This is a genomic window from Burkholderia lata, from assembly GCF_902499335.1.
GTDB lineage: Bacteria > Pseudomonadota > Gammaproteobacteria > Burkholderiales > Burkholderiaceae > Burkholderia > Burkholderia lata_B.
The window spans coordinates 51,140-77,020 of record NZ_CABVQK010000004.1 but is presented as its reverse complement, the minus strand read 5'-3'; the positions used below and the strand labels follow the sequence as shown (position 1 = coordinate 77,020).

At 67.3% G+C, this 25,881-nt stretch carries 26 protein-coding genes and 1 pseudogene; 15 read left to right on the top strand and 12 right to left on the bottom strand.

Going from position 1 to position 25,881, the window contains the following annotated elements; genetic code table 11:
• Window positions 1–91: 91 nt before the first annotated feature.
• The 9 genes from BCO18175_RS10950 to BCO18175_RS10910 all read left to right on the top strand — a co-directional run bounded on the left by BCO18175_RS10950 (window position 92) and on the right by BCO18175_RS10910 (window position 10,927).
• A complete protein-coding gene (locus tag BCO18175_RS10950) occupies window positions 92–1,594 on the top strand; it encodes an aldehyde dehydrogenase family protein (protein WP_174980643.1) in 1,503 nt (500 codons plus the stop codon).
• 77 nt (window positions 1,595–1,671) lie between these two features.
• On the top strand, window positions 1,672–3,012 hold the full coding sequence (locus BCO18175_RS10945; RefSeq protein WP_011354541.1) for an aspartate aminotransferase family protein: 1,341 nt from the start codon (window positions 1,672–1,674) through the stop codon (window positions 3,010–3,012).
• Window positions 3,013–3,249: 237 nt separating this feature from the next.
• On the top strand, window positions 3,250–4,752 hold the full coding sequence (locus BCO18175_RS10940) for an APC family permease (RefSeq protein ID WP_174914916.1): 1,503 nt from the start codon (window positions 3,250–3,252) through the stop codon (window positions 4,750–4,752).
• Window positions 4,749–5,336, top strand: a complete 588-nt coding sequence (locus BCO18175_RS10935; protein WP_174980642.1) for a DUF3156 family protein — start codon at window positions 4,749–4,751, stop codon at window positions 5,334–5,336. The genes BCO18175_RS10940 and BCO18175_RS10935 overlap by 4 nt, the downstream gene beginning before the upstream one ends.
• Before the next feature lie 61 nt (window positions 5,337–5,397).
• Window positions 5,398–6,336 (top strand): helix-turn-helix domain-containing protein, encoded by a 939-nt coding sequence (locus tag BCO18175_RS10930; RefSeq protein WP_041493501.1) that lies wholly within the window; start codon window positions 5,398–5,400, stop codon window positions 6,334–6,336.
• Window positions 6,337–6,503: 167 nt separating this feature from the next.
• Window positions 6,504–7,712 carry a porin gene (locus BCO18175_RS10925; protein ID WP_174980641.1) on the top strand — a complete coding sequence of 403 codons (1,209 nt, stop codon included), beginning with the start codon at window positions 6,504–6,506 and terminating at the stop codon, window positions 7,710–7,712.
• A gap of 215 nt (window positions 7,713–7,927) precedes the next feature.
• Window positions 7,928–9,166 (top strand): ABC transporter substrate-binding protein, encoded by a 1,239-nt coding sequence (locus BCO18175_RS10920; protein WP_174980640.1) that lies wholly within the window; start codon window positions 7,928–7,930, stop codon window positions 9,164–9,166.
• Window positions 9,167–9,200: 34 nt separating this feature from the next.
• On the top strand, window positions 9,201–10,070 hold the full coding sequence (locus BCO18175_RS10915; protein WP_174945852.1) for a carbohydrate ABC transporter permease: 870 nt from the start codon (window positions 9,201–9,203) through the stop codon (window positions 10,068–10,070).
• Window positions 10,067–10,927 carry a carbohydrate ABC transporter permease gene (locus BCO18175_RS10910; RefSeq protein WP_174980639.1) on the top strand — a complete coding sequence of 287 codons (861 nt, stop codon included), beginning with the start codon at window positions 10,067–10,069 and terminating at the stop codon, window positions 10,925–10,927. Before BCO18175_RS10915 ends, BCO18175_RS10910 begins: the two co-directional genes overlap by 4 nt.
• Before the next feature lie 32 nt (window positions 10,928–10,959).
• Here the strand turns inward: BCO18175_RS10910 and BCO18175_RS10905 are convergent, their stop codons facing one another.
• Window positions 10,960–11,982, bottom strand: coding sequence for a LacI family DNA-binding transcriptional regulator (locus BCO18175_RS10905; protein ID WP_174970368.1), 1,023 nt, complete (start codon window positions 11,980–11,982; stop codon window positions 10,960–10,962).
• A 6-nt stretch (window positions 11,983–11,988) separates the two neighbouring features.
• Between BCO18175_RS10905 and BCO18175_RS10900 the strand changes: the two genes are divergently transcribed.
• Complete coding sequence (locus BCO18175_RS10900) at window positions 11,989–12,909, top strand: phosphatidylinositol-specific phospholipase C (RefSeq protein WP_174980638.1); 921 nt, start codon at window positions 11,989–11,991, stop codon at window positions 12,907–12,909.
• Here the strand turns inward: BCO18175_RS10900 and BCO18175_RS10895 are convergent.
• Both BCO18175_RS10895 and BCO18175_RS10890 read right to left on the bottom strand, forming a co-directional pair.
• Window positions 12,906–13,862, bottom strand: coding sequence for an alpha/beta hydrolase family protein (locus tag BCO18175_RS10895; protein WP_174980637.1), 957 nt, complete (start codon window positions 13,860–13,862; stop codon window positions 12,906–12,908). The genes BCO18175_RS10900 and BCO18175_RS10895 overlap by 4 nt on opposite strands.
• Window positions 13,863–13,918: 56 nt before the next feature.
• Window positions 13,919–14,530 carry a LysE family translocator gene (locus tag BCO18175_RS10890; protein WP_174980636.1) on the bottom strand — a complete coding sequence of 204 codons (612 nt, stop codon included), beginning with the start codon at window positions 14,528–14,530 and terminating at the stop codon, window positions 13,919–13,921.
• 87 nt (window positions 14,531–14,617) lie between these two features.
• On the opposite strand from BCO18175_RS10890, the gene BCO18175_RS10885 reads away from it, so the two are divergent.
• Window positions 14,618–15,145 carry a GNAT family N-acetyltransferase gene (locus tag BCO18175_RS10885; protein ID WP_174980635.1) on the top strand — a complete coding sequence of 176 codons (528 nt, stop codon included), beginning with the start codon at window positions 14,618–14,620 and terminating at the stop codon, window positions 15,143–15,145.
• A gap of 18 nt (window positions 15,146–15,163) precedes the next feature.
• On the opposite strand, the gene BCO18175_RS10880 is transcribed toward BCO18175_RS10885, so the two are convergent.
• The 4 genes from BCO18175_RS10880 to BCO18175_RS10865 form a co-directional block, all read right to left on the bottom strand.
• Window positions 15,164–16,225 (bottom strand): alkene reductase, encoded by a 1,062-nt coding sequence (locus tag BCO18175_RS10880; RefSeq protein WP_174980634.1) that lies wholly within the window; start codon window positions 16,223–16,225, stop codon window positions 15,164–15,166.
• Between the two features lie 82 nt (window positions 16,226–16,307).
• Window positions 16,308–16,616: an ArsR/SmtB family transcription factor gene (locus tag BCO18175_RS10875; protein WP_011354559.1), complete on the bottom strand. Its 309-nt coding sequence runs from the start codon at window positions 16,614–16,616 to the stop codon at window positions 16,308–16,310.
• A 187-nt stretch (window positions 16,617–16,803) separates the two neighbouring features.
• Entirely contained in the window at window positions 16,804–17,127 is a 324-nt protein-coding gene (locus tag BCO18175_RS10870; protein ID WP_174980633.1) for a YdhR family protein, read from the bottom strand.
• The gene (locus BCO18175_RS10865) at window positions 17,124–17,651 is read right to left on the bottom strand and encodes a carboxymuconolactone decarboxylase family protein (RefSeq protein WP_254608039.1); all 528 of its coding nucleotides are present in this window, start codon (window positions 17,649–17,651) and stop codon (window positions 17,124–17,126) included. Before BCO18175_RS10865 ends, BCO18175_RS10870 begins: the two co-directional genes overlap by 4 nt.
• Window positions 17,652–17,902: 251 nt before the next feature.
• Here BCO18175_RS10865 and BCO18175_RS10860 point away from each other — a divergent pair, with 251 nt between their 5' ends.
• Both BCO18175_RS10860 and BCO18175_RS10855 read left to right on the top strand, forming a co-directional pair.
• Complete coding sequence (locus tag BCO18175_RS10860; RefSeq protein ID WP_254608038.1) at window positions 17,903–18,214, top strand: winged helix-turn-helix transcriptional regulator; 312 nt, start codon at window positions 17,903–17,905, stop codon at window positions 18,212–18,214.
• 83 nt (window positions 18,215–18,297) lie between these two features.
• Window positions 18,298–18,978, top strand: a complete 681-nt coding sequence (locus tag BCO18175_RS10855) for an HAD family hydrolase (protein ID WP_174980630.1) — start codon at window positions 18,298–18,300, stop codon at window positions 18,976–18,978.
• Window positions 18,979–19,245: 267 nt separating this feature from the next.
• On the opposite strand, the gene BCO18175_RS10850 is transcribed toward BCO18175_RS10855, so the two are convergent.
• Window positions 19,246–19,545 carry a hypothetical protein gene (locus tag BCO18175_RS10850; protein WP_254599159.1) on the bottom strand — a complete coding sequence of 100 codons (300 nt, stop codon included), beginning with the start codon at window positions 19,543–19,545 and terminating at the stop codon, window positions 19,246–19,248.
• Window positions 19,546–19,928: 383 nt separating this feature from the next.
• On the opposite strand from BCO18175_RS10850, the gene BCO18175_RS10845 reads away from it, so the two are divergent.
• Both BCO18175_RS10845 and BCO18175_RS10840 read left to right on the top strand, forming a co-directional pair.
• Window positions 19,929–21,098: an alpha/beta hydrolase gene (locus BCO18175_RS10845; protein ID WP_174980629.1), complete on the top strand. Its 1,170-nt coding sequence runs from the start codon at window positions 19,929–19,931 to the stop codon at window positions 21,096–21,098.
• Window positions 21,099–21,226: 128 nt separating this feature from the next.
• Window positions 21,227–22,192 (top strand): annotated as a pseudogene (locus BCO18175_RS10840) (D-2-hydroxyacid dehydrogenase family protein); the annotation flags it as partial.
• Window positions 22,193–22,469: 277 nt separating this feature from the next.
• Here BCO18175_RS10840 and BCO18175_RS10835 read toward each other — a convergent pair.
• From BCO18175_RS10835 to BCO18175_RS10820, 4 genes are all read right to left on the bottom strand, one after another.
• The gene (locus BCO18175_RS10835; protein ID WP_174980627.1) at window positions 22,470–23,609 is read right to left on the bottom strand and encodes a patatin-like phospholipase family protein; all 1,140 of its coding nucleotides are present in this window, start codon (window positions 23,607–23,609) and stop codon (window positions 22,470–22,472) included.
• A 214-nt stretch (window positions 23,610–23,823) separates the two neighbouring features.
• Complete coding sequence (locus BCO18175_RS10830) at window positions 23,824–24,285, bottom strand: cupin domain-containing protein (protein WP_174980626.1); 462 nt, start codon at window positions 24,283–24,285, stop codon at window positions 23,824–23,826.
• A gap of 92 nt (window positions 24,286–24,377) precedes the next feature.
• Window positions 24,378–24,710, bottom strand: a complete 333-nt coding sequence (locus BCO18175_RS10825; RefSeq protein WP_174980625.1) for a cupredoxin domain-containing protein — start codon at window positions 24,708–24,710, stop codon at window positions 24,378–24,380.
• A gap of 25 nt (window positions 24,711–24,735) precedes the next feature.
• Complete coding sequence (locus BCO18175_RS10820; RefSeq protein WP_174970391.1) at window positions 24,736–25,680, bottom strand: metallophosphoesterase family protein; 945 nt, start codon at window positions 25,678–25,680, stop codon at window positions 24,736–24,738.
• Window positions 25,681–25,881 lie beyond the last annotated feature (201 nt).

Below are 25,881 nucleotides of genomic sequence, written 5' to 3'. Positions count from 1 at the left end.
CTCACCGGGCGCGAACCCTCGTCGATACAGTGGAACGACGCCCGCGTGCCCGTGCGCATGCGGTCCAGCCACGACAATCCTCGAGACGCCCATGAGCACCACGAATTTCGTCGCCGTCAGCGACACCGTGCGCACCTTCGTTGCGCGCGATTTCGGCCTCTTCATCGACGGTGAAATGCAGCCCGCACACGCGGCCGCGCGGCTCGACGTGTACGACCCCGCGACGGGCGAGCGGCTCGCGACGGTCGCGGACGCCGATGAACGCGACGTCGACCGCGCGGTCGCCAGCGCGAAGCGCGCATTCGACACCCGCGTGTGGAGCGGCCTGCGCCCGGCCGATCGCGAACGCATCCTGCTGAAACTCGCCGACCTGATCGAGCGCGATGCCGAAACGCTCGCGCAGCTCGAAACGCTGAACCAGGGCAAGTCGATCCACGTGTCGCGCGCGATCGAAGTTGGCGCGAGCGTCGAATACGTGCGCTACATGGCCGGCTGGGCGACCAAGATCACCGGCCAGACGCTCGACGTGTCGATCCCGTTCCCGCCCGGCGCGCGCTATACGGCCTATACGCGCAAGGAGCCGGTCGGCGTGGTCGCCGCGATCGTGCCGTGGAATTTCCCGCTGATGATCGCCGTGTGGAAGCTGATCCCCGCGCTCGCGGCCGGCTGCACGATCGTGTTGAAGCCGTCGCCGGAAACGCCGCTCACCGCGCTGCGCCTGGCCGAACTCGCGCTCGAAGCCGGCGTGCCGCCCGGCGTGTTCAACGTCGTCACCGGCGGCCGTGTGTGCGGTGCGGCGCTCGCGAGCCACCCGTCGATCGCGAAGATCTCGTTCACGGGTTCGACCGCGACCGGCAAGCTGGTCGGCGCGGCGGCCGTGCAGAACATGACGCGCTTCTCGCTCGAGCTGGGCGGCAAGAACCCGATCGTGATGCTCGACGACATCGACGTCGCGCAGGCGCTCGACGGCGTCGCCGCCGGCGCGTTCTTCAACCAGGGGCAGGTGTGCGCGGCTGCGTCGCGCATCTATGTGCACCGCAGCAAGTTCGCCCAGCTCGCGGATGGCCTCGCGGGCGTCGCGCAGTCGATGAAGCTCGGCGCGGGCCTCGACACGACCGCGCAAATCAACCCGCTGGTCTCCGCGCACCACCGCGACAAGGTCGTCCAGCACATCGAAGGCGCGCGCCGCGCGGGCCTGACGTTCCTCGCGGGCGGCACGCCGGCCGACGACCTGCCCGGCTACTACGTGAAGCCCGCCGTGATCGCCGATCCGCATCCGGACAGCGCGATCGTGCGCGACGAAGTGTTCGGCCCGGTGATCGTCGTCGTGCCGTTCGACGACGCGGCCGATGCGGTGCGCCTCGCGAATGCGTCGCCGTATGGACTTGCCGCGAGCATCTGGAGCAACGACCTGAAGCGCGTGATGAACCTCGTGCCGCAGATCGAGGCCGGCACCGTGTGGGTGAACTGCCATATCCCGCTCGACCCGTCGATGCCGTTCGGCGGCTACAAGCAATCGGGCATCGGCCGCGAATTCGGCCAGTACGCGATCGAAGGCTTCACCGAAACCAAATCCGTCTGCATCGCGCACTGACGCGCGGCATCAACCCCGAACCTCGAACCCTGAACCAGAACGACCCAGGTTCAAACGATCCGACAGTGGAGACTGCAATGAGCTACAACGAAGCGAAATTCTGGCATCCGATGGTGCACCCGAACGAGATGAAGCAACGCAAGCCGATCCGCATCGTGCGCGGCGACGGCTGCTACGTGTTCGATGAAGAGGGCCGCAAGCTCGTCGACGGCGTCGCGGGCCTGTGGAACGTGAACGTCGGCCACAACCGTCAGGAAGTGAAGGACGCGATCGTGCGCCAGCTCGACGAACTCGAATACTTCCAGCTGTTCGACGGCATTTCGCATCCGCGCGCGGAAGAACTGTCGAAGAAGGTGATCGACATGCTCGAACCGGAAGGCATGCGCCGCGTGCTGTACAGCTCGGGCGGCTCCGATTCGATCGAGACCGCGCTGAAGATCGCGCGCCAGTACTGGAAGGTGCGCGGCCAGGCCGACCGCACGAAGTTCATCTCGTTGAAGCAGGGCTATCACGGCACGCACTTCGGCGGCGCGTCGGTGAACGGCAATACGGTGTTCCGCCGCAACTACGAGCCGAACCTGCCCGGCTGCTTCCACGTCGAGACACCGTGGCTGTACCGCAACCCGTTCACGCAGGATCCCGAAGAACTCGGCCGGATCTGCGCGGAAATGCTCGAGCGCGAGATCCAGTTCCAGAGCCCCGACACGGTCGCCGCGTTCATCGCGGAGCCGATCCAGGGCGCGGGCGGCGTGATCGTGCCGCCGGCCAACTACTGGCCGCTCGTGCGCGAGGTGTGCGACCGGTACGGCGTGCTGCTGATCGCCGACGAAGTCGTGACCGGCTTCGGCCGCAGCGGCAGCATGTTCGGCAGCCGCGGCTGGGGCGTGCGCCCGGACATCATGTGTCTCGCGAAGGGGATTTCGTCGGGCTACGTGCCGCTCGGCGCGACGGTCGTGAACGCGCGGATCGAGGACGCGTTCGCCGCGAACGCCGACTTCGGCGGCGCGATCATGCACGGCTACACGTACGCGGGCCACCCGGTCGCATGCGCGGCCGCGATCGCGAGCCTCGACATCGTCGTGAAGGAAGACCTGCCGGCGAACGCGGCGAAGCAGGGCGCGTATCTGCTCGAAGCGTTGAAGCCGTTCGCGGAACGCTTCGCGGCGGTCGGCGAGGTGCGCGGCAAGGGGCTGATGCTCGCGCTCGACCTCGTCGCGAACAAGGACACGCGCGAGCCGATCGACCCGCTGTCCGGCTATGCGAACGCGGTCGCGGAAGTCGCGCGCGAGAACGGCGTGCTGGTGCGCCCGGTCGGCACGAAGATCATCTTGTCGCCGCCGCTCGTGATCCAGCGCGAGCAGCTCGACCGGATCGTCGACGCGCTGGCGGCGGGCTTCGAGGCCGTGCCGTTCGCGTGATGGCATGACAGCGTGACGGCACGCCGGCGGCGGGCAGTACAGCTGTCGCCGGTTTGCCGATTTGCGCTATGACCGGATTATTTTGCCTGCGTATTTTTTCGACATCGGATCGAGGTGTGATCGACAGGGGGCCCGGGAATCGAAGCGCTGAAGCGCCGCCCCGGGCTGACCGCAATGCCATGGAACCCCGGTCGCCGACGAAGCGGCGGCCAGGGTCGACACAGGAAGGAGACAGGGATGTCGGGATGGTCAGGAGTTACCGGCGCAGCGGGCGGCACGCCCGCCGGCACGCCGGCTGAAGCGGGTGGCGGCACGGCGCTGAACGCGGGTGCGGTCGGTTTTCCGACCGCGCTGGCGAGTGCCGTCGGCCTCATCATGGCAAGCCCGGTGATTCTCACCGCGACGTCGGGCTTCGGGATGGGCGGCTGGGCGTTCGCGGTCGCGATGATCATCGCGTTCGTGATGATGCAGGCGCAGGCGACGACCTTCTCCGAAGCCGCCGCGATGCTGCCGACGGCCGGCTCGGTTTACGATTACCTGTCGTGCGGGCTCGGCCGCTTCTGGGCGATCACCGGTACGATCTCCGCGTATTTCCTCGTGCACGTGTTCGCCGGCACGGCGGAAACGATCCTGAGCGGCATCATGGCGCTCGTCAATTTCGAATCGCTGAATGCCGCGTTCGAGAAGCACAACAGCTCGTGGCTCGTCGGCGTCGGCCTCGTCGTCACGTTCGCGATCACCAACATCATCGGCATCAAGGTGTTCAGCAAGCTCGAGATCGTGCTGACGGCCGGCATGTGGCTGTCGCTGATGATCTTCGGGATCCTCGGGCTCGCGGCCGCGCCGGCCGTGCATCTCGACGGCTGGTTCGGCGGCTCGGAAGTCGGCACGTCGGTGCCGGCGGTGCTGTCGCTCGTCGGGATGGCGATGTTCATGTTCGTCGGCTGCGAGTTCGTCACGCCGCTCGCGCCGGAGATGAAATCGCCGGGCAAGACGATTCCGCGCGCGATGGCGCTCGGCCTCGTCGGCGTCGCGATCTGCATGTTCCTGTACGGCGCGGCGATCCGCCGCCAGGTCGCGAACGTGCCGGTGAGCCCCGACGGCCTCACGCACCTGCTCGACACGCCGGGTGCGATTCCCGCGTTTGCGCTGCAGGTGCTTGGGCCGTTCGGCCGCATCTGGTTCGGCATCGCGTTCCTCTGTGCGGGCGCCGCGACGATCAACACGCTGATGGCCGGGCTGCCGCGCATCCTGTACGGGATGGCGATCGACGGTGCGCTGCCGCGCTGCTTCGCGTATCTGCACCCGCGCTTCAAGACGCCCGTGGTCGGTATCGTCGCGGCGGCGATCGTGCCGATCTTCCACGCGTGGCTGATCAACGGCAATCTCGACAGCATCCTGCACCTCGTGCTCGCCGCGACCTGCGCGTGGGGCACCGCGTACCTGCTCGTCACCGCGTCGGTCGTGATGTTGCGGATTCGCCGGCCTGACCTGCCGCGCCCGTACCGTTCGCCGCTGTTCCCGCTGCCGCAGATCGTATCGAGCGTCGGCATCATCCTGGCGATCTGGTACATCACGCCGCCCGGGATGAATGCGCGCGACATCTACGTGCCGTTCGGCGCGATGCTCGGGCTCACCGCGCTGTACGCACTGTTCTGGACGCTCGTCGTGCAGCGCCGGCATCCGTTCAAGCCGGTGCCGGTCGAGGAAGTGCTGCGCAACGAGCACGTCGCGTCGTGAAGGCCGCGCTCGCCCGCTGGCGCGCGGCGCCCGATGCGCCGCCGCCCGGCCATCGGCCCGGTGCGATCGCCGCGCGCGTGCTGGCCGACCTGCGCGCCGAGCGCGATGCCGATGGCGCCGGCAGCCTGACGGCCCGGCTGCCGAACGGCGTGCGCGTGAGCGTCGACGAGCGTGTCGACCGCCAGTTCCTGATGCATACGGTCAGCGTGAAGGTGGCGGCAACCGCGTGCGGCCCGGCCGCGCAGGGCAGCGCGCGCGTGCGCCAGACCGGCTGGCTGCGCCGCACGGGCATCGACGCGGTGGCTGCGCCGGGATGCGACCGCGGATTCGTCGACACGGTGGCCGCGCTGGTCGCCGAGCCGTTGCTGGCCGATGCGCTGCGGCCACTGCACCTGACCGACTGCACGATCGACGCGCGCGACGGCCGCTGGACGCTCGCGATCGTGCCGTTCGGCGGCAGCGAGGTCGTGAACCGGATGCCGTCGTTCCGCCGCTACGTTCGCCTGACGGGCGAGCAGGCCACTGCGCTGTCGGCGGCCTGTCTTGCGTTCGAAACCGCACTACGCAGGATTTTGCACGGGTAAGCTGTGGCGTTGCGCGCCGGGGAACCGGCGGCCGCGTTTAAGGGTTTTACCGGAGATGCCGATGCTGTTCCAGTCACGCTCACACGAAGACGTGCACGATCACGGGCTCGCGATCGCGGGCTGGCATCAGGTCTACCGCCAGATGACGCCGGGCCGCTTCAAGGGCACCGTCACGCAGGTGCTGTACGACGATTTTCACTTCTTCCGCGAAACGACCAACCGGCGCGTCGCGCAAACCGGGCTCGCGCCGGCCGGGCGCACGTCGCTCGCGGTGCCGCTGTCCGTGCCGCTCGCGGGCACGTTCCAGGGCCAGCCCGTCGACGGCTATGCGCTGCTCGCGCTGCGCGCCGGCGAGGATTTCGAATTCCACACGCCGGAAGGGATGGGGCTCGTCGGGATCAGCGCGGCGTCCGACATGGTCGACGAGCTGTGCGAAGCCGAATTCGGCGCATCCGGCGCGCGCAAGCTGCGCCACGTGACGCGGCTGTCCGACGAGCAGGGCGTCGCGCTCGGCGTGCGGCTGTCGGCGCTGATCGACGATGCGCAGCGCAATCCGGGCCACCTCGAATACGCGGCCACCCGCAAGATGTTCCGCGACGCGATGCTCGGCATGTTCCTCGATGCGCTCGAGCAGGGCATCGGCGTCGAGCGCCGCGACATCACGCACGCCACCTACAGCGACATCGTGAGCCGTTGCGAGAAGCATCTGCGCGACCGGCCCGAGGAACCCGTCACCGTGCTCGAACTGTGCCGCGCGCTGCGCTGCAGCCGCCGCACGCTGCAAACGAGCTTCCAACGCGTGGCCGACGTCACGCCGGTCGGCTATCTGCGCACGATCCGGCTGAACGCGGTGCGCCGCATGCTGCGCACGACGTCCGTGCAGCAGCTCGGCGTCGGCGAGGCGGCCGCGAGCTGGGGTTTCACGCACCTCGGCTATTTCGCGCGCGAGTATCGCGACCTGTTCGGCGAGCTGCCTTCCCAGACGACGCGCCCAGAATGACGCACGCGCGCCGCGACGGCGTCGCCGGGCGACGTCGCGGGCCATGTGTGCCACTGTTTGCCGATTTGCGATAGAGGTCCTGAATTTTCGCTGGATAGAGTCCTGTCACCCATATCGATAACTCCATCGATCTGCACTGCGAATCGATGACAACAGAGGGGCGGGGCATGAAGATCGGACGACGACTGGCCGCGGCTGCGGCGACACTGGGTTGCATGCACGCACACGCGCAGACCTCGGGCAGCGTGACGCTGTACGGCACCGTGGACACCGGCATCATCTACTCGACGAACCAGCAGTTCACGCGCGCCGACGGCAGCACGGGCGGCGGCCATGCGTGGCAGATGGGCGGCGGCAACCTCGTGCCGTCGCGCTTCGGCTTCCAGGGTGCCGAGCCGCTCGGCGGCGGGCTCAATGCGGTGTTCACGCTCGAGCAGCAGTTCCTGTCGGCGAACGGGCAGGCGCTGCAGGGCGGCACGGCCTTCAGCCGGCAGGCGTGGGTCGGGCTGCGCCAGGACGGCATCGGCACGCTCGGCCTCGGCCGCCAGTACGACTCGTACACCGACATGCTCGGCGCATACGTGTCGAGCAACAACTGGGCGACGCCGTACGGCTCGCACCTCGGCGACGTCGACAACCTGAACGCCGCGTTCAACTTCAACAATGCCGTGAAGTTCACCAGCGCCGATTTCAACGGCCTCACGTTCGGCGGCACGTTCAGCTTCGGCGGGCAGGCCGGCGATTTCTCCGCGAAGCGCGGCTATGCGGTGGCCGCGACTTACACGCGTGCACCGGTCGCGTTCTCGGTCGGCTACCTCGACCTGCACCAGCCGCTCGACGCGGCGCTCGGCGGCGCGAGCGGCTACATCGGCGATTTCGCGTGCAGCAACCCGGGAGCGATGTACTGCCTGCTGCAGGACGCCGGCTCGATGCGCGCGTTCGGCGCGGGCGGGTCGGTCACGTTCGGCGATGCGACGATCGCGCTCACCTATACGCATACGCGTCTCGGCGACAGCCGCTATTTCTCGACCGCCGCGCAGCCGCGCACGCAGGCGTTCACGTTCGACATCGGCGAACTGAACGCCACCTACATGTTCACGCCCGCGCTGCAGGGCGGCGTCGCCTATATCTTCAACGCCGCGCATACCGACGGGCGCGGCACGACGCGGTTCCACCAGGTGAACGTCGGCACGAACTACAGCCTGTCGAAGCGCACGGCGCTGTATGCGGTCGCGATCGGCCAGATCGCGAGCGGGAAGGGGCTCGGCACCGACGCGAACGGCAACGCGGTGAACTACGCGCAGATACCGGTGCTCGCGAACAGCAACTCCAGCCGGCAACTGGCGGTGATGGCCGGGATCCGCGTGAACTTCTGATCCGGCCGGGGAGATCCGGCCGGGGAGGTGGGGCTGGACCCGCCAGGCGGCCGGGGAGGCCGGGCACGGCGGCGGCCTCTTCCGCCGCGTGCCATAAATTCTTAACGATTGGCGTGAACAATGGCGTTCGCTACAGGCGGCCACAAGCATCCCCCGCGTTGCACACGTGTGCAACGCCTGGCCGTCCCGTCATCACGCCGAACGAGAGAGACCTCATGACCTTGCTGAGCCGCCTGCGCGCGCTGTCCGCCGCCCTTGCGCTGTCCTTCGCCGCCACGCACGCAGTTGCCGCGGATCTCGTCATCGCAGGCCGCGACGACATCTACGGCAAGGGGCTGGCCGACGCCGTCGCCGGCTTCAACAAGCTGCACCCGGGCACCGAGATCGAGCTGCTCAAGCTGCCGAACGCGAACCTGTACCAGAAGCTCAAGCTGTCGATGCGCGAAGGCACCGGCGCGTACGACCTCGTGATGATGGACGACACGTGGGCACCCGAATTCATCGGCAACGGCTGGCTGAAGCCGCTGCCCGCGTCGCTCGCGGACGCCGATCTCGTGCCGTCCGCCGTCGCGCTCGGCCGCAACGCGGCCGGTGCGCTGTACGCGCTGCCGATCGTCGGCAACGTCGAGATGTTCGCGTACCGCAAGGACCTGCTCGCGAAGTACAAGCTGCAGCCGCCGCGCAACTGGGACGACGTGCTGAAGATCGCGCAGACCGTCGGCGGCGCGGACAAGAGCGTGTCGGGCGTCGTGTTCCGCGGCACGAAGGGCAACCCGGTCGTGACGGGCTTCCTGCCGATCCTGTGGGCCTACGGCGGCGACGTGTTCGACCATGCCGGCAACGTGACGATCGATTCGCGCGAAGCGCAGGCCGCGCTGAAGACCTTCCTCGCGCTGAAGGCGTCCGCGCCGAAGGATGTCGACGTGTACGGCGCGGCGGAAGTGCGCGATGCACTGCAGCGCGGCACGGCCGCGCAGTCGATCGAGGTGTGGCCGGCGTGGGTGCCGGCGCTCGACGATCCGAAGCAGTCGCGCGTGGTCGGCCAGATCGCGCTGCAGCCGCCGCCCGGGCAGACCGCGGGCCCGGCGCCGATGCTCGGCATCTGGCAGATGGGCATTCCGAAGGACGCGCCGCACGCGAAGCTCGCGCAGGATTTCCTCGCGTACCTGACTGCGCGCGACACGCAGACGCGCCTCGCCGGCATCGGCATTCCGCCGACCCGCCGCAGCGTGTTCAACGACCCGGCGCTGGTGCGCCAGTACCGCTGGTATCCGGATCAGCTGAAGGCGCTCGAAGCCGGCCGTGCGCGGCCGCGCGTGAAGGACTGGCAGCAGGTCGAGAGCATTCTCGGTGACCAGCTGCAGCTCGCGCTGACGGGGCAGGCCGCGCCTGACGCCGCGCTGCGCCAGGCGCAACAGAAGATCGCGCAGGCGACGGCCGCGGCCGGCAAGTGACGGCGCGTCTCGAACCCTCGCCGGGACGCGGCGCATGAAAGCCTTCGGCCGCAGCCTGCCGTTCGTCGCGCTGCTCGGGCCCGCGCTGCTGGTGCTCGCCGCGCTCGCGCTGTATCCGGTCGCGCAGGTGCTGATCGATTCGTTCTGCCAGGTCGACTACTCGGCCGGCCGCCGCGCATTCGCCGGGCTTGCGAACTATCGCGCGGTGCTCGGCGACGACGCGTTCACGGCCGGCTTCGGCAACACGCTGCGCTTCACGATCGTCGCGTCGCTCGCCGAAGTCGCGCTGGGTTTCGGCCTCGCGCTGCTGTTCGTACGCGCGTTTCCGGGGCGGCGCATCGCGCTGCCGCTCGCGATCCTGCCGATGATGCTGTCCACGCTCGTGTGCTCGGCGATCTGGCGCAACTGGCTCAACTTCGACGGTTTCCTGAACGCGCTGCTCGCGGCGTTCGGCATCGAAGGCGTGCGCTGGCTGTCCGATCCGCATCTCGCGCTGTGGTCGCTCGCGCTCGTCGACGTGTGGCAGTGGACGCCGATGGCGTTCCTGATCGTGCTCGCGGGGCTGCAGTCGATCCCTCAGGAATTGTACGAAGCCGCACGCACCGACGGCGCGAGCGAGTGGCAGTGCCTGCGCGACATCACGCTGCCGCTCGCGGCGCCGCAGATCGGCCTCGCAATGTTGCTGCGCTCGATCGACACGTTCAAGCTGTTCGACAAGGTCTATGCGCTGACGGGCGGTGGCCCCGGCAACGCGACGCAGACGCTGTCGACTTATATCTACGACACGGGCTTCCGCTTCTTCAACGTCGGGCCGGCGAGCGCCGCGTCGGTGCTGATGCTCGCGGCGTCCGCGCTGCTGGTCTCGGGGTACGTATGGCAGACGGTTCGCAAGCGGCGCGCATGACCGCGCAATCCGCAGGCATCACGGGCGCCCGCCCGGGCGCCGCATTCGGTCGCGCGATGCCGTGGGCGTTGCGCATCGCCGCGCTCGTGCTGTTGCTGCTGCCGTGCCTGTGGATGGCCGGCGCGGCGTTCATGCCGACGCTCGAACGCCTCGATCATCCGTTGCGGATCTGGCCGGCCGCGCCGACCTTCGAACATTTCGTATCGGTATGGTCCAACGGTATCGGCGCGCCGCTGTTCAATTCGCTGCTGGTCGGCTTCGGCACGACGCTGCTCGCGCTGGCGCTCGCGTTTCCGGCCGCGTACGCGCTCGTGCGGCTGCGGTTTCCGGCGCGGCTCGACCTGCTGTTCCTGGTGCTCGTGCTCGCGTTGAAGCTGATGCCGCCGATCACGATCGCGGTGCCGCTGTTCGCGCTCGCGAAGCGGCTGCACCTGCTCGATTCGACGCTCGGCCTGATGCTCGCGTACCAGATCTACGCGCTGCCGATGGCGATCTGGATGCTGCTCGCGTTCGTGCGTGACGTGCCGATCGAATACGAGGAAGCGGCCTGCATCGATGGCGTGGGCCTGGCGCGACGGCTCGTGCAGATCGTGCTGCCGCTGTGTGCGCCGGGGCTGATCGCGACCGCGATCTTCGTGTTCATCGCCGCGTGGAACGAATTCCTGATCGCGCTGCTGTTCGTGTCGACGCCGAGCCGCTTCACGCTGCCGCTGGCGATTGCCGGCTACGTGACGGAGAACGGCATCGACTGGGGCGACCTGATGAGTGCGGGGCTGATGGCGTCGCTGCCCACGCTGGCCGTGGCCGGCTACGTGCAGCGCTACCTGTTGCGCGGGTTCGCGGGCGGGCTGAAGTGACGCGCGGCGTCGCCGCGCCCGATTTCAATCCGTCATGCGCAGCTGGCCCGCACTACCTGCGTGACTGGCACGATGCGTGTGCGCGACGGGCCGTCGAACGTCTGCATCCGGTCGGCAAGCAGGTCGACTGCGGCCTGCGCAAGGCCGCGCGTATCCTGCCGGAGCGTCGTGAGCCGATACGCGTCGTAATCGGCGGCCGGGATGTCGTCGAAGCCGATCACGCGCACGTCGTCCGGCACGCGCAACCCGAATTCGCTGCGCGCGACATCGATCACGCCGAGCGCGAGCAGGTCCGACGAGCAGAACACGCCGTCGGGCCGCTTGCCGCTCGCGAACAGTTGCCGCGCGGCTTCGATCCCGCTCGCATGCGTATCGGACGGTGTGTCGAGCACGTGCGCGAGCGTCGCGTCGAACGCGTCGCCGCGCCCGATCGCATGCTCGAACGCGGTGGCGCGCGACTGCGCGCTGTAGCTCGCGCCGCGCGGCCCGACGAACGCGAGCCGGCGCGCGCCGGCCCGCACGAGCCGCTGCGCCGCATGGACGGCGCCCGCCGCGTTGTCGCTGACGACGATGTCCGCGCCCGGCAGGTTCGCCTCGCGGTTGATCATCACGACCGGGATCCGGTGTTCGAGATACTGCTGCGCGACCGACAGCGGCGGCGACGCCGATGTCATCACGAGGCCCGCGATCCGGTAGCTGAGCAGCTGTTCGAGCGATTGCCGGACCTGGCGCGGATCTTCCGCATTGGTCACGAGCGGCGTGAGCGCGCGCTGCCCGAGCGCGGCCATCAGGTCCGACAGCAGCCGCGCGCGAAACGGATTCTCGAACCCGGCCGTCACGACGCCGATCATGCTGCTGCGTTGCGTGATCATGTCGCGCGCGATCAGGTTGACCTGGTAGCCGAGCGCGCGCGCGGCGACCATCACGCGCTCACGCGTCTGCGGTGCGATGCTGGCTGTCGGCGAGAACGCGCGCGACACCGCGGAGCGCGATACGCCCGCCCGCACCGCGACATCCGACGCCGTTACCCACGGCTTTCTTTCCTTGTCATTCATCGATTCATGATCCCTTCGAGCCACGATACGTGCATGCCGCCCGCCGACTGGATGTCGGCGCTCGACGATGCGCGGCTGCTGCATACGCTGACCCTACCGGGCAGCCATGACACCTGTGCGTATACCGTCGACGATTTGCTCGTGCGCACCCAGCGTGCGCCGCTCGATGCACAGCTCGCGCATGGTGTGCGGCTGCTCGACATCCGCTGCCGGCACGCGCGCGATGCATTCGACATCCATCACGGCGGCATCGCGCTCGGCATGACGTTCGACGACGTGCTGGCAACCTGTGCGCGCTTTCTCGAAGCGCATCCGCGCGAATGCATCGTGATGTCGGTGAAGGACGAATGGCCGGCGCACGCGTGTACGCGCAGTTTCGATGCGACGTTCGACGCGCATCGTGCCCGGCATCCGCGGCTGCGCTGGCATGCCGGCGGCACGCTGCCCGCGCTCGGCGACGTGCGCGGCGCAATCGTGCTGCTGCGCCGCTTTCGCAGCAGCCGGCCGCTCGGCATCGACCTGACCGCGTGGCCCGACAACGCGACGTTCACGATCGATCATCCCGACGGCGCGTTCGTGATCCAGGACGAATATCGCGTGCCGGTGGCCGCGTCGATCGGCTGGAAGTGGCGCGCGATCGATGCGCTGCTCACGGACTTGCCGTCGCCGGATAGCGGCCGCTGGGCGATCAACTTCTGCAGCGGGACCGGGATGGGCGCGAATCCGTCGGTGGTCGCGCACGGCGACGGCAGGGTGCAGGGCATTCATGTGCGGCTCACCGAACGACTGCGCGAGCAGCACGGCCCGTATGGCGCGATGCTGCTCGACTTCTGCGATGACGATGACTGGGCGCTGGTGCGCGCGCTGATCGCGTGCAACGACCATGTGCCGGCGCCGGGCGTCTGGCGCAAGACGTTTCGCTGTTAACGGAGATTGGCGCTGAAGAACGCGAGCGCCTTCGCGTCGAGTGTTTCGTGGAAGGCCGTGCGGTCGAATCCCTTCGCATCGGTACAGACTTCAGGCGAGTTGTGCGCCAGTGATTCAGAGCAGGGCGCGAGAAACGCGAAATGCGCGGAATTCGGCACGATGTGGAATTCCGGTCGTTGCGGCAGCATGCCGGCCAGCGCGGGGACCGTTTCCGGCTCCACGCCGTCGCCACCCGCTTCGGATGCCCAGAGCTGGATCGGCGCGTGCACGTCCTTCAGCGTATCGGCGGTCGGGAATTCGTTCATCGGGTCGGCGATCACGTAGGCCTTGATCCGAGGATCGTGCGTCAGCGGCTGGCGCGGCAGGTCATGGTCGCGGATCTGCTTGCAGATCAGCCAGGTCGGGTCCGGGCAGGCCACGTGCGCGTGCACGAAATCCGGATTGGCGCCGGCCAGCACGAGGCCCGTATAGCCGCCGCGCGAGAAGCCGAAGAAGCCGATCCGCGCACGATCGATATGCGCGGCGTCGGGCCCGTTGGCCAGCATGTAGTCGACCAGGCGCTTGATGTCCTCCGGCCGCTCCGCCAGTTCCCTCAGGTCGGCCGCGCGGCTCGTGTCGGCATGCGTGTCGCCGGGATGGTTGATCGCCGCGACGACGTAGCCCGCGTCGGCAAGCGTTTCGGCGAGGTCGTGATGCCCGAAGTACGTGCCGGCATGGCCGTGAGAAATCACGACCAGTGGCAGCTTGTCGCCGACGGTCGGGCAGTTGCGTTGCCCTTTCAGCAGGAACGGGCCGATCGTGAGCGATTGCGCGGGGGTTGCGCATGGCGTCCAGATAGCCGCGCGCAGCTCGGGGCCGGCCGCGTCGGCCGGGATGCTGACGAACTTGACGCCGGCCGCATGCGCGACGGTGGCGGACAGGCAGAGCAGGGCAGCCGATAGCCAGGTTTTCATATGGGTTCCCGGGGGCAACGGAGGGGCACGGCGCGATGTGCGCCGGACAGTGGCGCTTACCGCGTCGCGATCGCCACCGCCGCACCGGCCATCGCGGTCGCGCTCGTGCGGTTGGCGATCCGCTTGGCGCGCGCCGACGTCAGGAATGCCCGTGCGCGTGACGCAAGCAGCGACCAGAAGCAGTCGGCAAGGATCAGCACGGCGAGCATCGTGCCGACCAGCTCGGCCCACGCGGTCACACCGACGTGCGTGAGATCGACGATGGTCGGCAGCAGCGCGAGATAGAACACCATGATCTTCGGATTCCCGAGCGTGACCAGCATGCCCGCGACGAACATGCGCCACGGCGACTGGCCGCGCGGCAGGTCGTCGGCGCTGGTCTCGGTCGGTGCGATCCACATCTTCCATGCGAGGAACAGCAGGTACGCGACGCCGAGCAGCTTCAGCACGATCAGGCCTGTCTCGAACGTGCGTGCGAACGCGGACAGCCCCGCGACCGCGAGCGTGAGCCACAGCGCTTCGCCGAGCCACATGGCGGCGAGGAACGGCAGCACGTCGCGCACGCCGTTCGTCAGTACGCGCGCAACCAGCGCGGCGACGCTCGGCCCGGGCGTGCCGGCGGTGACGAGCAGGGTGACAGCGAAGACGGCGAGCGCGGACAACGTCATGACGAACCTCGTGGGTCGGGCGTTCGAAACGTATGAAGTTTCGATTATAGTGACGGCCGTTCCAGACTGCCTGCCTGAATTTCCGTCATGACTGCATCGATTCTGATCCGTCCCGCCACGCGGGAAGACGCGGCCGCGATGGCCGCCGTGGAAGTCGCCGCCGCGCAGCGGTTTCGCGAAATCGGCATGACCCACATTGCCGAAGCCGAGCCGACCGATGCGGCTGCCGTGCTCGTGCGTATCGACGACGGTCGCGCGTATGTCGCGGTCGATCCGCAAGGCACGTGCGTCGGGTTCGCGTTTTACCGGCTGCTCGATGCGCAGCGGCTGTATCTGGAAGAACTGGATGTCGCGCCGTCGCATGCGGGACAGCGGATCGGCGCGCGCCTGATCGAACAGGTAGCAGCGCGCGCCGCGCAGGAGGGCATCGCGGAGGTCGTGCTGTCGACGTTTCGCGACGCGCCGTGGAATGCGCCGTACTACGCGCGCCTGGGTTTCGGCATCGTCGACGACGCGACGCTCGACGCCGCGCTGCGTGCGATCCGCGCGCACCACGTCGCGCTCGGGCTCGACGAGACGCAGCGCGTGTTCATGCGCACGGACGTACGCGGCTGAACACGCGCTGCCCGGCCGTCAGGCCGCGTCGCTCAGCGCCGGGTAATCGGTATAACCCGTCTCGCCTTCCGCGTAGAACGTCTCCGGCACCGGCTTGTTGAGCGGTGCGTCGAGTTCGAGGCGGCGCGGCAGGTCGGGGTTCGCGATGAACAGCTTGCCCCATGCGATCGCGTCGGCGCTGCCGTTCGCGAGCGTGGCCTGCGCGGTGTCGAGCGTGAACTGCTCGTTCGCGATCAGCGGGCCGCCGAACGCTTCCTTCAGGCGCGGGCTCAAGTGGTCGCCCGAATACGACTCACGCGTGAAGATGAACGCGATCTTGCGGCGGCCGAGTTCGCGCGCGACATAGCCGAACGTTGCCGCCGGATCGGAATCGCCCATCGTGTGCGCGTCGCCGCGCGGTGCAAGGTGCACGCCGACGCGGCCGGCGCCCCACACGTCGATCGCCGTGTCGACCACTTCGAGCAGCAGGCGGGCGCGGTTCTCGACCGGGCCGCCGTACGCATCGGTGCGGCGATTGGTGCTGTCCTGCAGGAACTGGTCGAGCAGGTAGCCGTTCGCGCCGTGGATCTCGACACCGTCGAAGCCGGCGGCCTTCGCGTTCTCCGCACCCTTGCGGTACGCGGCGACGATGCCCGGGATTTCGTCGAGTTCGAGTGCGCGCGGCGTCACGTACGGGCGCTGCGGACGCACGAGGCTCACGTGGCCGCCGGCGGCGATCGCGCTCGGCGCGACCGGCAGGTCGCCGTTCAGGAACACCGGGTCGGAGATCCGGCCGACGTGCCAGAGTTGCAGCACGATGCGCCCACCGGCCGTATGCACGGCCTGCGTCACCTGTTTCCAGCCTTCGACCTGCTCGTCGGACCAGATACCGGGGGTATCCGCGTAGCCGACGCCCTGCGGCGTGACCGACGTTGCCTCGGTAATGATCAGGCCGGCCGTGGCGCGCTCGGCGTAGTAGCGGGCCATCAGTGCGTTCGGCACGCGCGCCGCACCCGCGCGGGAGCGGGTGAGCGGCGCCATCACGATGCGGTTCGGCAGGGTCAGGTCGCCGAGGGTGACGGGATCGAACAGTGTGGGCATGGCAAATAACCTCTTCACGAAAGGCGGGAAACCGTCGCGTCATGGGCGACAGCGCTCCGCATGGCCGGTTCGGCCGTGTTGACTAGAGTTCGCGGCGCAGGGCGTCGTGAAATGCGTCGATGACGGCCTCGTTGCGCTGGAAGAAAGCCCACTGGCCAATCCGCGTCGACGTCACGAGCCCCGCGCGCTGCAGTGTCGCGAGGTGGGCAGAGACAGTCGATTGCGACAGCCCGCAGCGCGCGTCGATCTGGCCCGCGCAGACGCCGTGTTCATACGGCAGCGTCTGGTTCGGGAAATGCTCGCCCGGCGTTTTCAGCCAGTTGAGGATTTCCCGGCGCACGGGGTTCGAGAGCGCTTTCAGGATCGCGTCGATGTCGAGTTCGGTCGGCATGGATGGGGTAGGCGTTTCGGTCAGGCAACGAAGTATCGTCGATGGGCGAATCTTATATCGGAACTTGACGATATGTTTGAAAGCATTGTTGGCAATGGGGTTGATAGCGAAACGCGATGACGGGGATAGATCGTGGCGAATGCAGAGGGTGAGGAGCGTGTCGCCCCGCAACGGCGAGATCTGGCCCTTAGTCGGGCAGGCCGAGGATCTCGTACCGCCCCTGCGTCGCATCGACATGCGCGACCGTATCGAGCACGCGTATCACCGGCGGAAAGCCGTACACCCGCTCGACCATCGCCTTGTATTCGTCGCCGTGCCAGCGCGCGGCGGCTTCACGCGTGCGCCACACGTACACGCCGCCGCCTTCGTGCGTTGCCGCGTCGTAGAAATACCACTTGTGCAGCAGATCCGGGTTTTGCGCCCACTTCGACGCGGTGCTTTCATAGCGGGCTTTCAGCATGGTGACATCGACGTCGGGTTGTAGCTTGAAGAAGACGATTTCGGTGATCACGGTCGATCCTCCGTTGGCAAATCACGGGAATGAAACGCACACGCCGACGGGGGTGTCGGAAACCGCGCAGCATGAGCTTCAAGCGGCAGACGCAGTGCATTCGCGAGATAACTCACTGTTCGATAGAAGCCCGCGAGCATCAGCAATTCGAGCAGCGCCTCGTCGCTGAAATGCGGGCGCAGCGCGTGCCACAGGTCGTCGTCGATGTCGCAATGCCGATGCAGCGTGTCGCACAGCCGGATCAGCAACCGGTCCTCCTCGCTCCAGCATGCGTCGTCGGCCGAGCCGTGGGCCAGCGAGCGAATCTGCTCGCTGGTCAACCCGGCGGCCGCCGAAAACACGGTGACATGCACACCCCATTCGTATTCGGACCCGCAAAGCACGGTGGTGCGGTCGATGACGATCTCGCGTTGCCGGATGTCGAGATGGCCTTTGTCCAGCAGGCCAGCGGCGAAGAACTTCGTGAACAGGCGCGCGTCGCGCGCCAGCGTGGTGAAGAGGCGCAACGGCGGGCGGCCCCGCATGATCCGGTCGATCGACGCGGCGATGTCGGGTGCGAACGGCGGTGATGCGGATGCAATGCGCTGAGTCATGTGAACCCCGTGCCTGAGAGGATGCATGCGTGGAAGCGTAGGCGTCGTGCTTTAAAAAGTAAAGCAGAGGCGGGGCTCGATTCAAGCGATTGACTCTGCCTGGCGATTGCTTTAAAAAGTAAAGCATGACCACACCGAAAATCGGACAGCGCGTTCGCGGATCGACGACAGGGCGACCCATCATGGTCGTGCTGGACCTGCTCGGGCGCCGCACCACGCTGCGCATCCTGTGGGAGCTGCGCGGCGAGCCGCTCACTTTCCGTGCACTGCAGGAAGCCTGCGCAACGAACGCTCGCCTGCTCAACACGCGCCTGACCGAGCTCAAGGCGTCGGGCCTCGTCGAGCATGGCGAGGGCGGCTACTGCATGACCGCCGAAGGCCGGCGGCTCGAGGCGGCACTGCAGCCGTTGCTGGGGTGGGCGAAACAATGGGCGAAGCGCGACCCGGACGGGTTCGACGCGGCCGATCGCGAGCAATCCGGTCAGGAACGCTGATCGATCGACACGCCAGTGCGCATCGCAACGTCATGCCGGTTCGCGCATCGTGCGCGCGCCATTTTTGTTTGCGGAGTCCTTTCATGTCTGTTCGGGCCGTCATCTTCGATTTCGATCTGACGCTGGCGGATTCGTCCGCCGCGATCATCGAATGCACGGAATACGCATTGCATCAGCTGGATGCCGCCGGCGCGACGCCGGCGCAGATCGGTGCCGTGATCGGGCTGCCGCTGCACGAGATGTTTCGCTTGCTGGCGGGTGAAACCGAGCCGGCGCGGGCCGACGCGTTCGCGCGTCTCTTCGTGGCGCGCGCCGACGAGATCATGGTGCCCGGCACCCGTATCTATCCCGAAGTCCCGCCGCTGCTTGCCCGGTTGCGAGAGCAAGGGCTCGCCGTCGCGATCGTGTCGTCGAAGTTTCGTTACCGGATCGAGGCGATTCTCGAGCGCAACGGTTTGCAGTCGCTCGTCGACGTGCTGATCGGCGGGGAAGACGTGCAGCGTCACAAGCCGGATCCGGAAGGGCTCGTGCAGGCACTGGCGCGACTTGGCCTGCCGGCTCACTCGGCGATCTACGTCGGCGATCATGCGGTGGATGCGCAGGCGGCCGAGCGTGCCGGCATGGCGTTCGTCGGCGCAGTGAGCGGGATGACGTCGTTCGACGGATGGGCGCAGGCGGGCAAGCAGGCGGTGGCCACGCACATCGGCGAACTGGACGCGATCGTGCAACGGATGCAGCGCGATCCGTCAGAAGCATCGGGCTGACGTGCACCCAGCCTGTCGATCGTCGGGATGTCGATGATCCTGACGATCCGCTTCCAGCGCAGTGCAATCGGCCCACCGGCGGCTGGCGGGTCCGAGGACGGACGCCGGGAATCGGTGTCCGCGAAATGACGAATTCGCGGGCTTCATCCCGGCATCCCGGGTTCGTCGAGCTGACGAACCGATGGCGGCTGCATTTCGCTCAGGATTTAAGAAGTGGTATTTTCATGAAATCCCGGTTTTCAGAATGAATGCAGATTCGATCGAGTATCAGCTGATCGTGCCGATAATGACGAAACTGAAATTCCGGTCGCTGTATTTTCCATATGAGTCGCCGGTTTGAATCGTGGCCCCGCTGCCGGAAAGCGCCGGGAAGATCACGTTGTCCAGCGTGTTCTGCCCGCCGCCGTATCCCCATTGCGACCCGGTAGCCGCCGGCGTCTTGGTGAATGCGGTGCTGAACGAGAGCTGATACGTCCCCGTGCTTTCACGTTTCACCGTGAATCCGCCCGAGCCATCCACGACCGTGCCGTTGCCCTGCACACTGCCCCAAAGCGTAACTTGAGCCATGATCGCTTCTCCTTATCTATTGTTGAAACAATATCGATAATTGAAACGGGATGCAGATCAAGATTTTAATTAATTATCTGGATCGGCGGTTGTATTGTATGTGATGGATTTTTGAAATTTGATTGGGTGTAAATAATTTATTCTGATTTTTATTTTAAATGTGCCGAATTTGTAATTGAACGAGAGCGCTGTTGCGTAACGTTGGCATTCGGTCGTTGGCCGGGCATCCAGGCGATCGACGCACGCTGATGCCGGGGATGGGCGGGAGGCCGAACTCGGCGCAGAACCGGCCGACTGGCCAGCTTCCCGCAACAGTCCGGCAGCGCGCGACGGATTCTGCGACCATCGCCGTTAAAGTCATACCTGCTACTCGATCCGCCGCCATGTCACTCATTTCCGTCGCCTTCGCAAGCCTCCGGTTCTCGCGCGTGCTGCCGGCCGCCCGAGCGCTGTCATATGCTGTTTCGCTCGCGGCAGCCAGCGCCGTGCTCGGCGTGCCGGGCGGTGCGCGTCCGGCCGAAGCCGCCACGCCCGCGCAGCGCGCACGCCTCGACGCACCGGTCAAGGCCGTCGCCGACCAGCGCTTGACCGTCGACACGCCGCAGGGCAGCGCGGCGCTGCCCGTCTACGCCGATCGTCCGCTCGACCAGGCCGTGCCCGACGTCACACGCGTGTTCATCGTGATTCACGGCACGCTGCGCAATGCCGACGCGTACTACGCATCGGGACTCAAGGTCGTCGAGAAGGCCGGCGCTGCCGGCAAGGGCACGATGGTCGTCGCGCCGCAGTTCCTGACACGCGCCGATACGCGCGCGTTTTCGTTGCCCGCGCAGACGCTGGCGTGGACGCAGGAGGGATGGAAGGGCGGCGACGCGGCCCGTCAGCCGGGGCCGATCAGTTCGTTCACCGCGCTCGACGCATTGCTGGCGCATTTCGCCGACCGCAGCCTGTATCCCGCGTTGTCGACCGTGGTCGTGATCGGCCATTCCGCCGGCGCGCAGTTGCTGCAGCGCTATGCGGTGGCCGGACACGAAGGCGATGCGCTGGTGCGGGCCGGCATCGCGGTGCGCTATGTGGTCGCGAATCCGTCGAGCTACCTGTATTTCGACGATGAACGGCCGAATGCCGACGCGATCGCCGGCGGCACCTGCCCGCGGGCGACGCAATGGAAGTACGGCCTGGAGTCCGCGCCGCCTTACGTTGCGTCGCAGGATGGGCGCGATCTCGAAACGCGTTACGTTGCGCGCCACGTCGTGTACCTGCTCGGGCAGGCCGATACGAATCCGTACACGCATTTCATCGACCGTTCGTGCGCGGCGATGGCGCAAGGCCCGTACCGGCTCGCACGCGGGCTCGCCTATTTCGATTACCTGAAGAAGCGGCATCCTGACGATCTCGCGCAGCAGGTCGTCGAAGTGCCGGGTGTCGGGCATGACGGTCTCGGCATGTTCACGTCCGCTTGCGGGCTGGCCGTGCTGTTCGGGCAGGCAATGCCGCAATCGTGTCCGGTCGTTGCCGGTACGGCGCCGGACATGCGCTCGGCAGCGCAGTGAGCGTGCGTGCGAGGCCCGCGCATGGCAAAAATCGGTCGATCAGAAAAATGCAGGAATCGGCAAGATAAATTCATTTCCGTGCGAAGCGCTTCCGGTTCAGGATGACGGCGTTGCCAGGAGCGCTCCCCATGAACATCACGATCCTCGACGATTATTTCGACACGCTGCGCACGCTGCCGTGCTTTCGCAAGCTGGACGGGCATGCGGTCACGATCTGGAACGATCACGTGCAGGACGTCGACGCGCTGGCCGAGCGCCTGCGCGACACGGAAGTGCTGGTGCTGATCCGCGAGCGCACGCAGATTCGCGCACCGCTGATCGCGCGGCTGCCGAAGCTGCGATTGATCAGCCAGCGCAGCGTCTATCCGCACATCGACATCGACGCATGCACCGCGCACGGCGTGATTGTGTCGTCGAACCAGCATGCCGGCACGCCTTCTTACGCGGCCGCCGAGCTCACCTGGGGCCTCGTGCTCGCCGCGATGCGCCGGATTCCGCAGCAGATGCGCGCGCTGCAGGCGGGCAACTGGCAGATCGGGGTCGGGCGGACGCTGCGCGGGCGCACGCTGGGGATTTACGGCTATGGCCGGATCGGTGCGGAGGTCGCCCGGTACGGCGCCGCGTTCGGGATGAACGTGCTGGTCTGGGCGCGCGAAGCATCGCTGCAGCGTGCGCGCGACGACGGGTGGAATACGGCGCCGGACAAGCGCACCTTCTTCGAAACCTGCGACGTGCTTTCGCTGCACATGCGGCTCGTGCCGGCCACGCGCGGCATCGTGACCGCCGAGGATCTGGGCCGGATGAAGCCCGGCGCGCTGCTGGTGAACACGAGCCGCGCGGGTCTTGTCGCACCGGGCGTGCTCGAAGCGGCGTTGCAGGCCGGCCGGCCCGGGATGGCGGCGGTGGATGTCTACGAGACCGAGCCGTTGCGCGACCCGCGGCATCCGCTGCTGCGTTTGCCGAATGTCGTGTGTACGCCGCATATCGGCTACGTGACCGAGGACGAATACGAGACGCAGTTCGCGGATGTGTTCGACCAGATCGTGTCCTATGCGGCCGGGCAGCCGATTCACGTGGTCAACCCGGATGTGCTCGTGCGTGAAACGGCGTCGATCGAGCCGCTGATCCTCGATCTGCTCGAATGGATCGGGCCCGCCCGGCGCCCTTATGACGAGGTGATCGATGCGTGGCGCACGTCATGCCCGCGCCTGCCGGTGTGGGAGGAAGCCTGCGCGCGCGGCTACGTGGTCCGGCACCATGCTCCGGGCGGCGTGGCGGAAGTCGAAGTGAGTGAAGCCGGTCGCGCGCATTTCCGGGCCGCGCGCGCCTGACCGCGCCGGGCGGTCGGCGCGCCGTGGAGTCACCCGCGCGTCATGCTGTTTTTTCGGCGGCCGGCGCTGCGTCCGGATCGAACACCGTCAGGCCTTCCGTCGGGTCCGTCGGCAGGTCCCACGGACGTGCCGCGATGGCCCGTTGCGCCGCGTCGTAGCCGGCCTGCCGGCGGGCTGCGATGCCGTCCGGCGTGAAATCGATGTCCTTCAGCTGATTGTCGCCGACGAGTCGTGGTGCCGCGAGCTTGACCAGGTGCATCGTGGTTTCGCATCCCCATGCGGCGAGCCGGCGCACGGCCGGCGACGCGCGTTCGGCTTCCGGCACGTGCCGGGCCAGTTCGCGGATCACGTGGCGCAGCCGGTGAATCTGCTGCTGGCGCGCGATGTGGCTGTCGGTGCGGCTTGCGTACTGGATGTCCTTCTGCCGCTCCGACACCTGCCAGATGCTCTCGGGTTCGGGGCCGGCCGGATTCCACATCTGGACGGAGAAGATGATCGAGCTGCGGCGCGGGTTGTCGTCGAGCACGACCTCGACCGGCGTGTTCGAATACACGCCGCCATCCCAGTACGGTTCGCCGTCGATCCGTATCGCCGGGAACGCGGGCGGCAGCGCGCCCGAACTCATGATGTGCTCGATCCCGAGCCGCGTGTCGCGCGAATCGAAATAGCGCATCGTGCCTGTGCACGCATTGACCGCGCTGACGGTCAGGCGCGGGTGGCCCGCGTTCAGCAGGTCGGGATCGATCAGCGACGTGAGCGTGTCGCGCAGCGGCGCGATCCGGTAATACGACGCGCGATCGACGCCGAGGCGGACCATCGGCCCGAGCCACGATGCCGGGTTGGGCTGGAAGAATCCCGCGATGCCGCCGCCGATGATCATCAGTTCGGCCAGCGTCCGGTCCCAGCCGGGCAGCAGCGGCGCGGTGTCGAAACGGGTGCGTTCGGTCACGCGGCGCCAGAATGCCGACAGCTTCTCGTAGCGTAGCGCCGGCGGGTTCCCGGCGATCAGCGCCGCGTTGATCGCGCCGATCGACGTCCCGATCACCCAGTCGGGTTGAATACCGGCTTCGTCCAGCGCCTGAAAGACGCCGAGCTGGAACGCGCCCAGTGCGCCGCCGCCCTGGAGCACGAGCACCACTTGCCCGGGGAGGTCCATGCGTGCCGGCTGGCTCGCGGTCATGGCTTGCCTCGCTGCGTGTGACGGTGGGTCGGATCAGAACGGATCGATTCAGTTTAGGCGATCGGCGGCGGGGGGCCGCCCGCAATGCAACGGGCGGCTGCGTTTGCTTTCATGCCGGTCGCTTCCGACCCTCAAGGGTGTTCACGGCGGTGCGCGTGTGCACGGCAGAGCGCGCCGTTCCTGGCCGGGCATCCGCAGACGTGAGCAGCCGGCGTCACGCGTCCGGGTAAGGCGTACCGTCCTTGTGCAGGAACCGGCCGTCGCGGCTCGGGCTCATCATGTCGATGTCCGGGCAGGTGATCACGTCGTCCGGCGAGCGCGAGCCGACTTCAAGATAGACGGCGACCGCATCCGACCGGTTGATCAGGTGATGGCCGTTGCCCGAGCCTTTCGGAAACGCCGCACAGTCGCCGGCGCGCAGCACGGTTTCGCCGCCGTCCTCGATCATCACGAGTTCGCCTTCGAGCACGTAGACGAATTCGTCTTCGTCGGAATGCCAGTGGCGCTGGCTCGACCAGCCGCCCGGCGGCACGCGCATCAGGTTGACGCCAAAATCGCGCAGCCCGCCGGCGTCGCCGACGCGCTGGCGGATGCGTTGCGCGCACGGCGCGTCGAACGGCCGCGGATAGCCGCTGCCGCGGCGTTCGGGCACGGTGCTGAGGTCGATCCTGGGCATGGGCGGCTCCGTCAGCCACGCGGGCGAATGGGATGGGGGCATTGTAGGCGCCGCCGCCCGCCATTCGTCCGCGTGTGTCGTGATGCGCCGCGTCATTCGACCGTGATGGTCTCCTTCATGTACGGGTGAATCCCGCAGAACACCTTGTAGACGCCCGGCTTGTCGAAGCGGAACGAGTACGTCTCGTCCTGGTCGAGCGCCTTCGAATGAAAGATGCCGGCGTCGTTGACGACGGTGTGCGGTTCCGCGTCGAGGTTCTTCCACGTGATCGTCGTGCCGGCCTTGATCGTCGTCGACATCGGCGAAAACATGAAATTGCGGATCGTCACGAGCGAGCCTTCGGGGCCCTGCGCGAATGCGGCGAGCGGGGCGGTGGCGCACAGGATCAGCGCCGCGATGAGGCGGGATTGCTTGAAGCGGGTCATGTCGGTCTCCTTGTGGTTCGGTGCGTCAGGCCAGCGTCGCATCGTGCAGCGACGACGTGACGGGATGGCCGGCGAATTCGACGGTCGTCACGCCGAGCATCGACGGCAGCCGGTCGCGCGGCACGGTGAGCGGCACGGGGCCCGGGCCGTTGCCGGCCGTCGGCTGCGGGAACGCGGTGGAGCGTGCGGTGTGGAACGTCACGTTGCCCTCGACCTTCGACACGATCTGGTGGATGTGCCCGTTCAGCACGGTGACCGAGCCGAAGCGGCGCAGCAGCGCCATCGTCTGCGGCGCGTCGCCGGTGCCCCAGCCCCATGGTTCGTAGATGGTCCACATCGGCATGTGCGAGAACACGACGATCGGCGTGCTCGACGAGCGGCCCTTGAGATCCTGCGCGAGCCACGCGAGCTGGTCGTCGCCGAAGCTGCCGAGCCCGTTCGGCTTGAAGTGCATCACGTTGACGAGGCCGATGAAGTGCACGCCCGCGTGATCGAAGCTGTAATACCCGCGGTTGTCCGACGCCTTGCCGAACCGGCCGAAATATTCGGCGCCCGAACCGTCGGTGACGTCGTGCTCGCCGGGCACCGTATGCAGTTCCGGCACGCGCAGCGCGGAGAGCAGCTGCGACGCGTGGTCGAACTCCTCGGGCTTGGACAGGTGCGTGATGTCGCCGGTATGGATGGCCAGCGCGGGCATGGCCGGCATGCCGTTGACGAGATCGATCGTCTGCTTCAGCGTGGCCGACACGTCGGGATTCGCATCCTTGTTGAAGCCGATGTGCGTGTCGCTGATCTGCACGAACAGCGGGCGGCCCGCGTTGGCCGGGAGCGCGTCGCCGGTCTGCGCGAGCGCGAGGTCGAACGGCGTCAGGACGCCGCCCGACAGCGTAAACAGCGTGCCGAGGCCGCCGAAGGCCATGCACTGCAGCGCCTTGCGGCGCGACGGGTTGGTGGGGGTCGATGAAGACATGTGAGCCTCGCATTCGTATGACGGAACCGGACGGCCGGATCGTCCTGGAATAAACCGGCGCCTTCGCGTGCCATACCGGCCAAGTGGCGGATTTATTCCCGCACGTTACAAGGTCGAACGCCCGTGTTTGCGGCTTGCGCGGCGATGTACGGTTCCTGACAGATGACTTGTCAATGTCCTGTAAGTGACACGTCACATTTG

Coding starts and splice junctions, on each gene's coding strand:
- BCO18175_RS10950 (WP_174980643.1), top strand. CDS start 92: ATGAGCACCACGAATTTCGTCGCCGTCAGCGACACCGTGCGCACCTTC.
- BCO18175_RS10945 (WP_011354541.1), top strand. CDS start 1,672: ATGAGCTACAACGAAGCGAAATTCTGGCATCCGATGGTGCACCCGAAC.
- BCO18175_RS10940 (WP_174914916.1), top strand. CDS start 3,250: ATGTCGGGATGGTCAGGAGTTACCGGCGCAGCGGGCGGCACGCCCGCC.
- BCO18175_RS10930 (WP_041493501.1), top strand. CDS start 5,398: ATGCTGTTCCAGTCACGCTCACACGAAGACGTGCACGATCACGGGCTC.
- BCO18175_RS10925 (WP_174980641.1), top strand. CDS start 6,504: ATGAAGATCGGACGACGACTGGCCGCGGCTGCGGCGACACTGGGTTGC.
- BCO18175_RS10920 (WP_174980640.1), top strand. CDS start 7,928: ATGACCTTGCTGAGCCGCCTGCGCGCGCTGTCCGCCGCCCTTGCGCTG.
- BCO18175_RS10915 (WP_174945852.1), top strand. CDS start 9,201: ATGAAAGCCTTCGGCCGCAGCCTGCCGTTCGTCGCGCTGCTCGGGCCC.
- BCO18175_RS10910 (WP_174980639.1), top strand. CDS start 10,067: ATGACCGCGCAATCCGCAGGCATCACGGGCGCCCGCCCGGGCGCCGCA.
- BCO18175_RS10905 (WP_174970368.1), bottom strand. CDS start 11,982: ATGAATGACAAGGAAAGAAAGCCGTGGGTAACGGCGTCGGATGTCGCG.
- BCO18175_RS10900 (WP_174980638.1), top strand. CDS start 11,989: ATGATCCCTTCGAGCCACGATACGTGCATGCCGCCCGCCGACTGGATG.
- BCO18175_RS10895 (WP_174980637.1), bottom strand. CDS start 13,862: ATGAAAACCTGGCTATCGGCTGCCCTGCTCTGCCTGTCCGCCACCGTC.
- BCO18175_RS10890 (WP_174980636.1), bottom strand. CDS start 14,530: ATGACGTTGTCCGCGCTCGCCGTCTTCGCTGTCACCCTGCTCGTCACC.
- BCO18175_RS10885 (WP_174980635.1), top strand. CDS start 14,618: ATGACTGCATCGATTCTGATCCGTCCCGCCACGCGGGAAGACGCGGCC.
- BCO18175_RS10880 (WP_174980634.1), bottom strand. CDS start 16,225: ATGCCCACACTGTTCGATCCCGTCACCCTCGGCGACCTGACCCTGCCG.
- BCO18175_RS10875 (WP_011354559.1), bottom strand. CDS start 16,616: ATGCCGACCGAACTCGACATCGACGCGATCCTGAAAGCGCTCTCGAAC.
- BCO18175_RS10865 (WP_254608039.1), bottom strand. CDS start 17,651: ATGCGGGGCCGCCCGCCGTTGCGCCTCTTCACCACGCTGGCGCGCGAC.
- BCO18175_RS10860 (WP_254608038.1), top strand. CDS start 17,903: ATGGTCGTGCTGGACCTGCTCGGGCGCCGCACCACGCTGCGCATCCTG.
- BCO18175_RS10855 (WP_174980630.1), top strand. CDS start 18,298: ATGTCTGTTCGGGCCGTCATCTTCGATTTCGATCTGACGCTGGCGGAT.
- BCO18175_RS10850 (WP_254599159.1), bottom strand. CDS start 19,545: ATGGCTCAAGTTACGCTTTGGGGCAGTGTGCAGGGCAACGGCACGGTC.
- BCO18175_RS10845 (WP_174980629.1), top strand. CDS start 19,929: ATGTCACTCATTTCCGTCGCCTTCGCAAGCCTCCGGTTCTCGCGCGTG.
- BCO18175_RS10835 (WP_174980627.1), bottom strand. CDS start 23,609: ATGACCGCGAGCCAGCCGGCACGCATGGACCTCCCCGGGCAAGTGGTG.
- BCO18175_RS10830 (WP_174980626.1), bottom strand. CDS start 24,285: ATGCCCAGGATCGACCTCAGCACCGTGCCCGAACGCCGCGGCAGCGGC.
- BCO18175_RS10825 (WP_174980625.1), bottom strand. CDS start 24,710: ATGACCCGCTTCAAGCAATCCCGCCTCATCGCGGCGCTGATCCTGTGC.
- BCO18175_RS10820 (WP_174970391.1), bottom strand. CDS start 25,680: ATGTCTTCATCGACCCCCACCAACCCGTCGCGCCGCAAGGCGCTGCAG.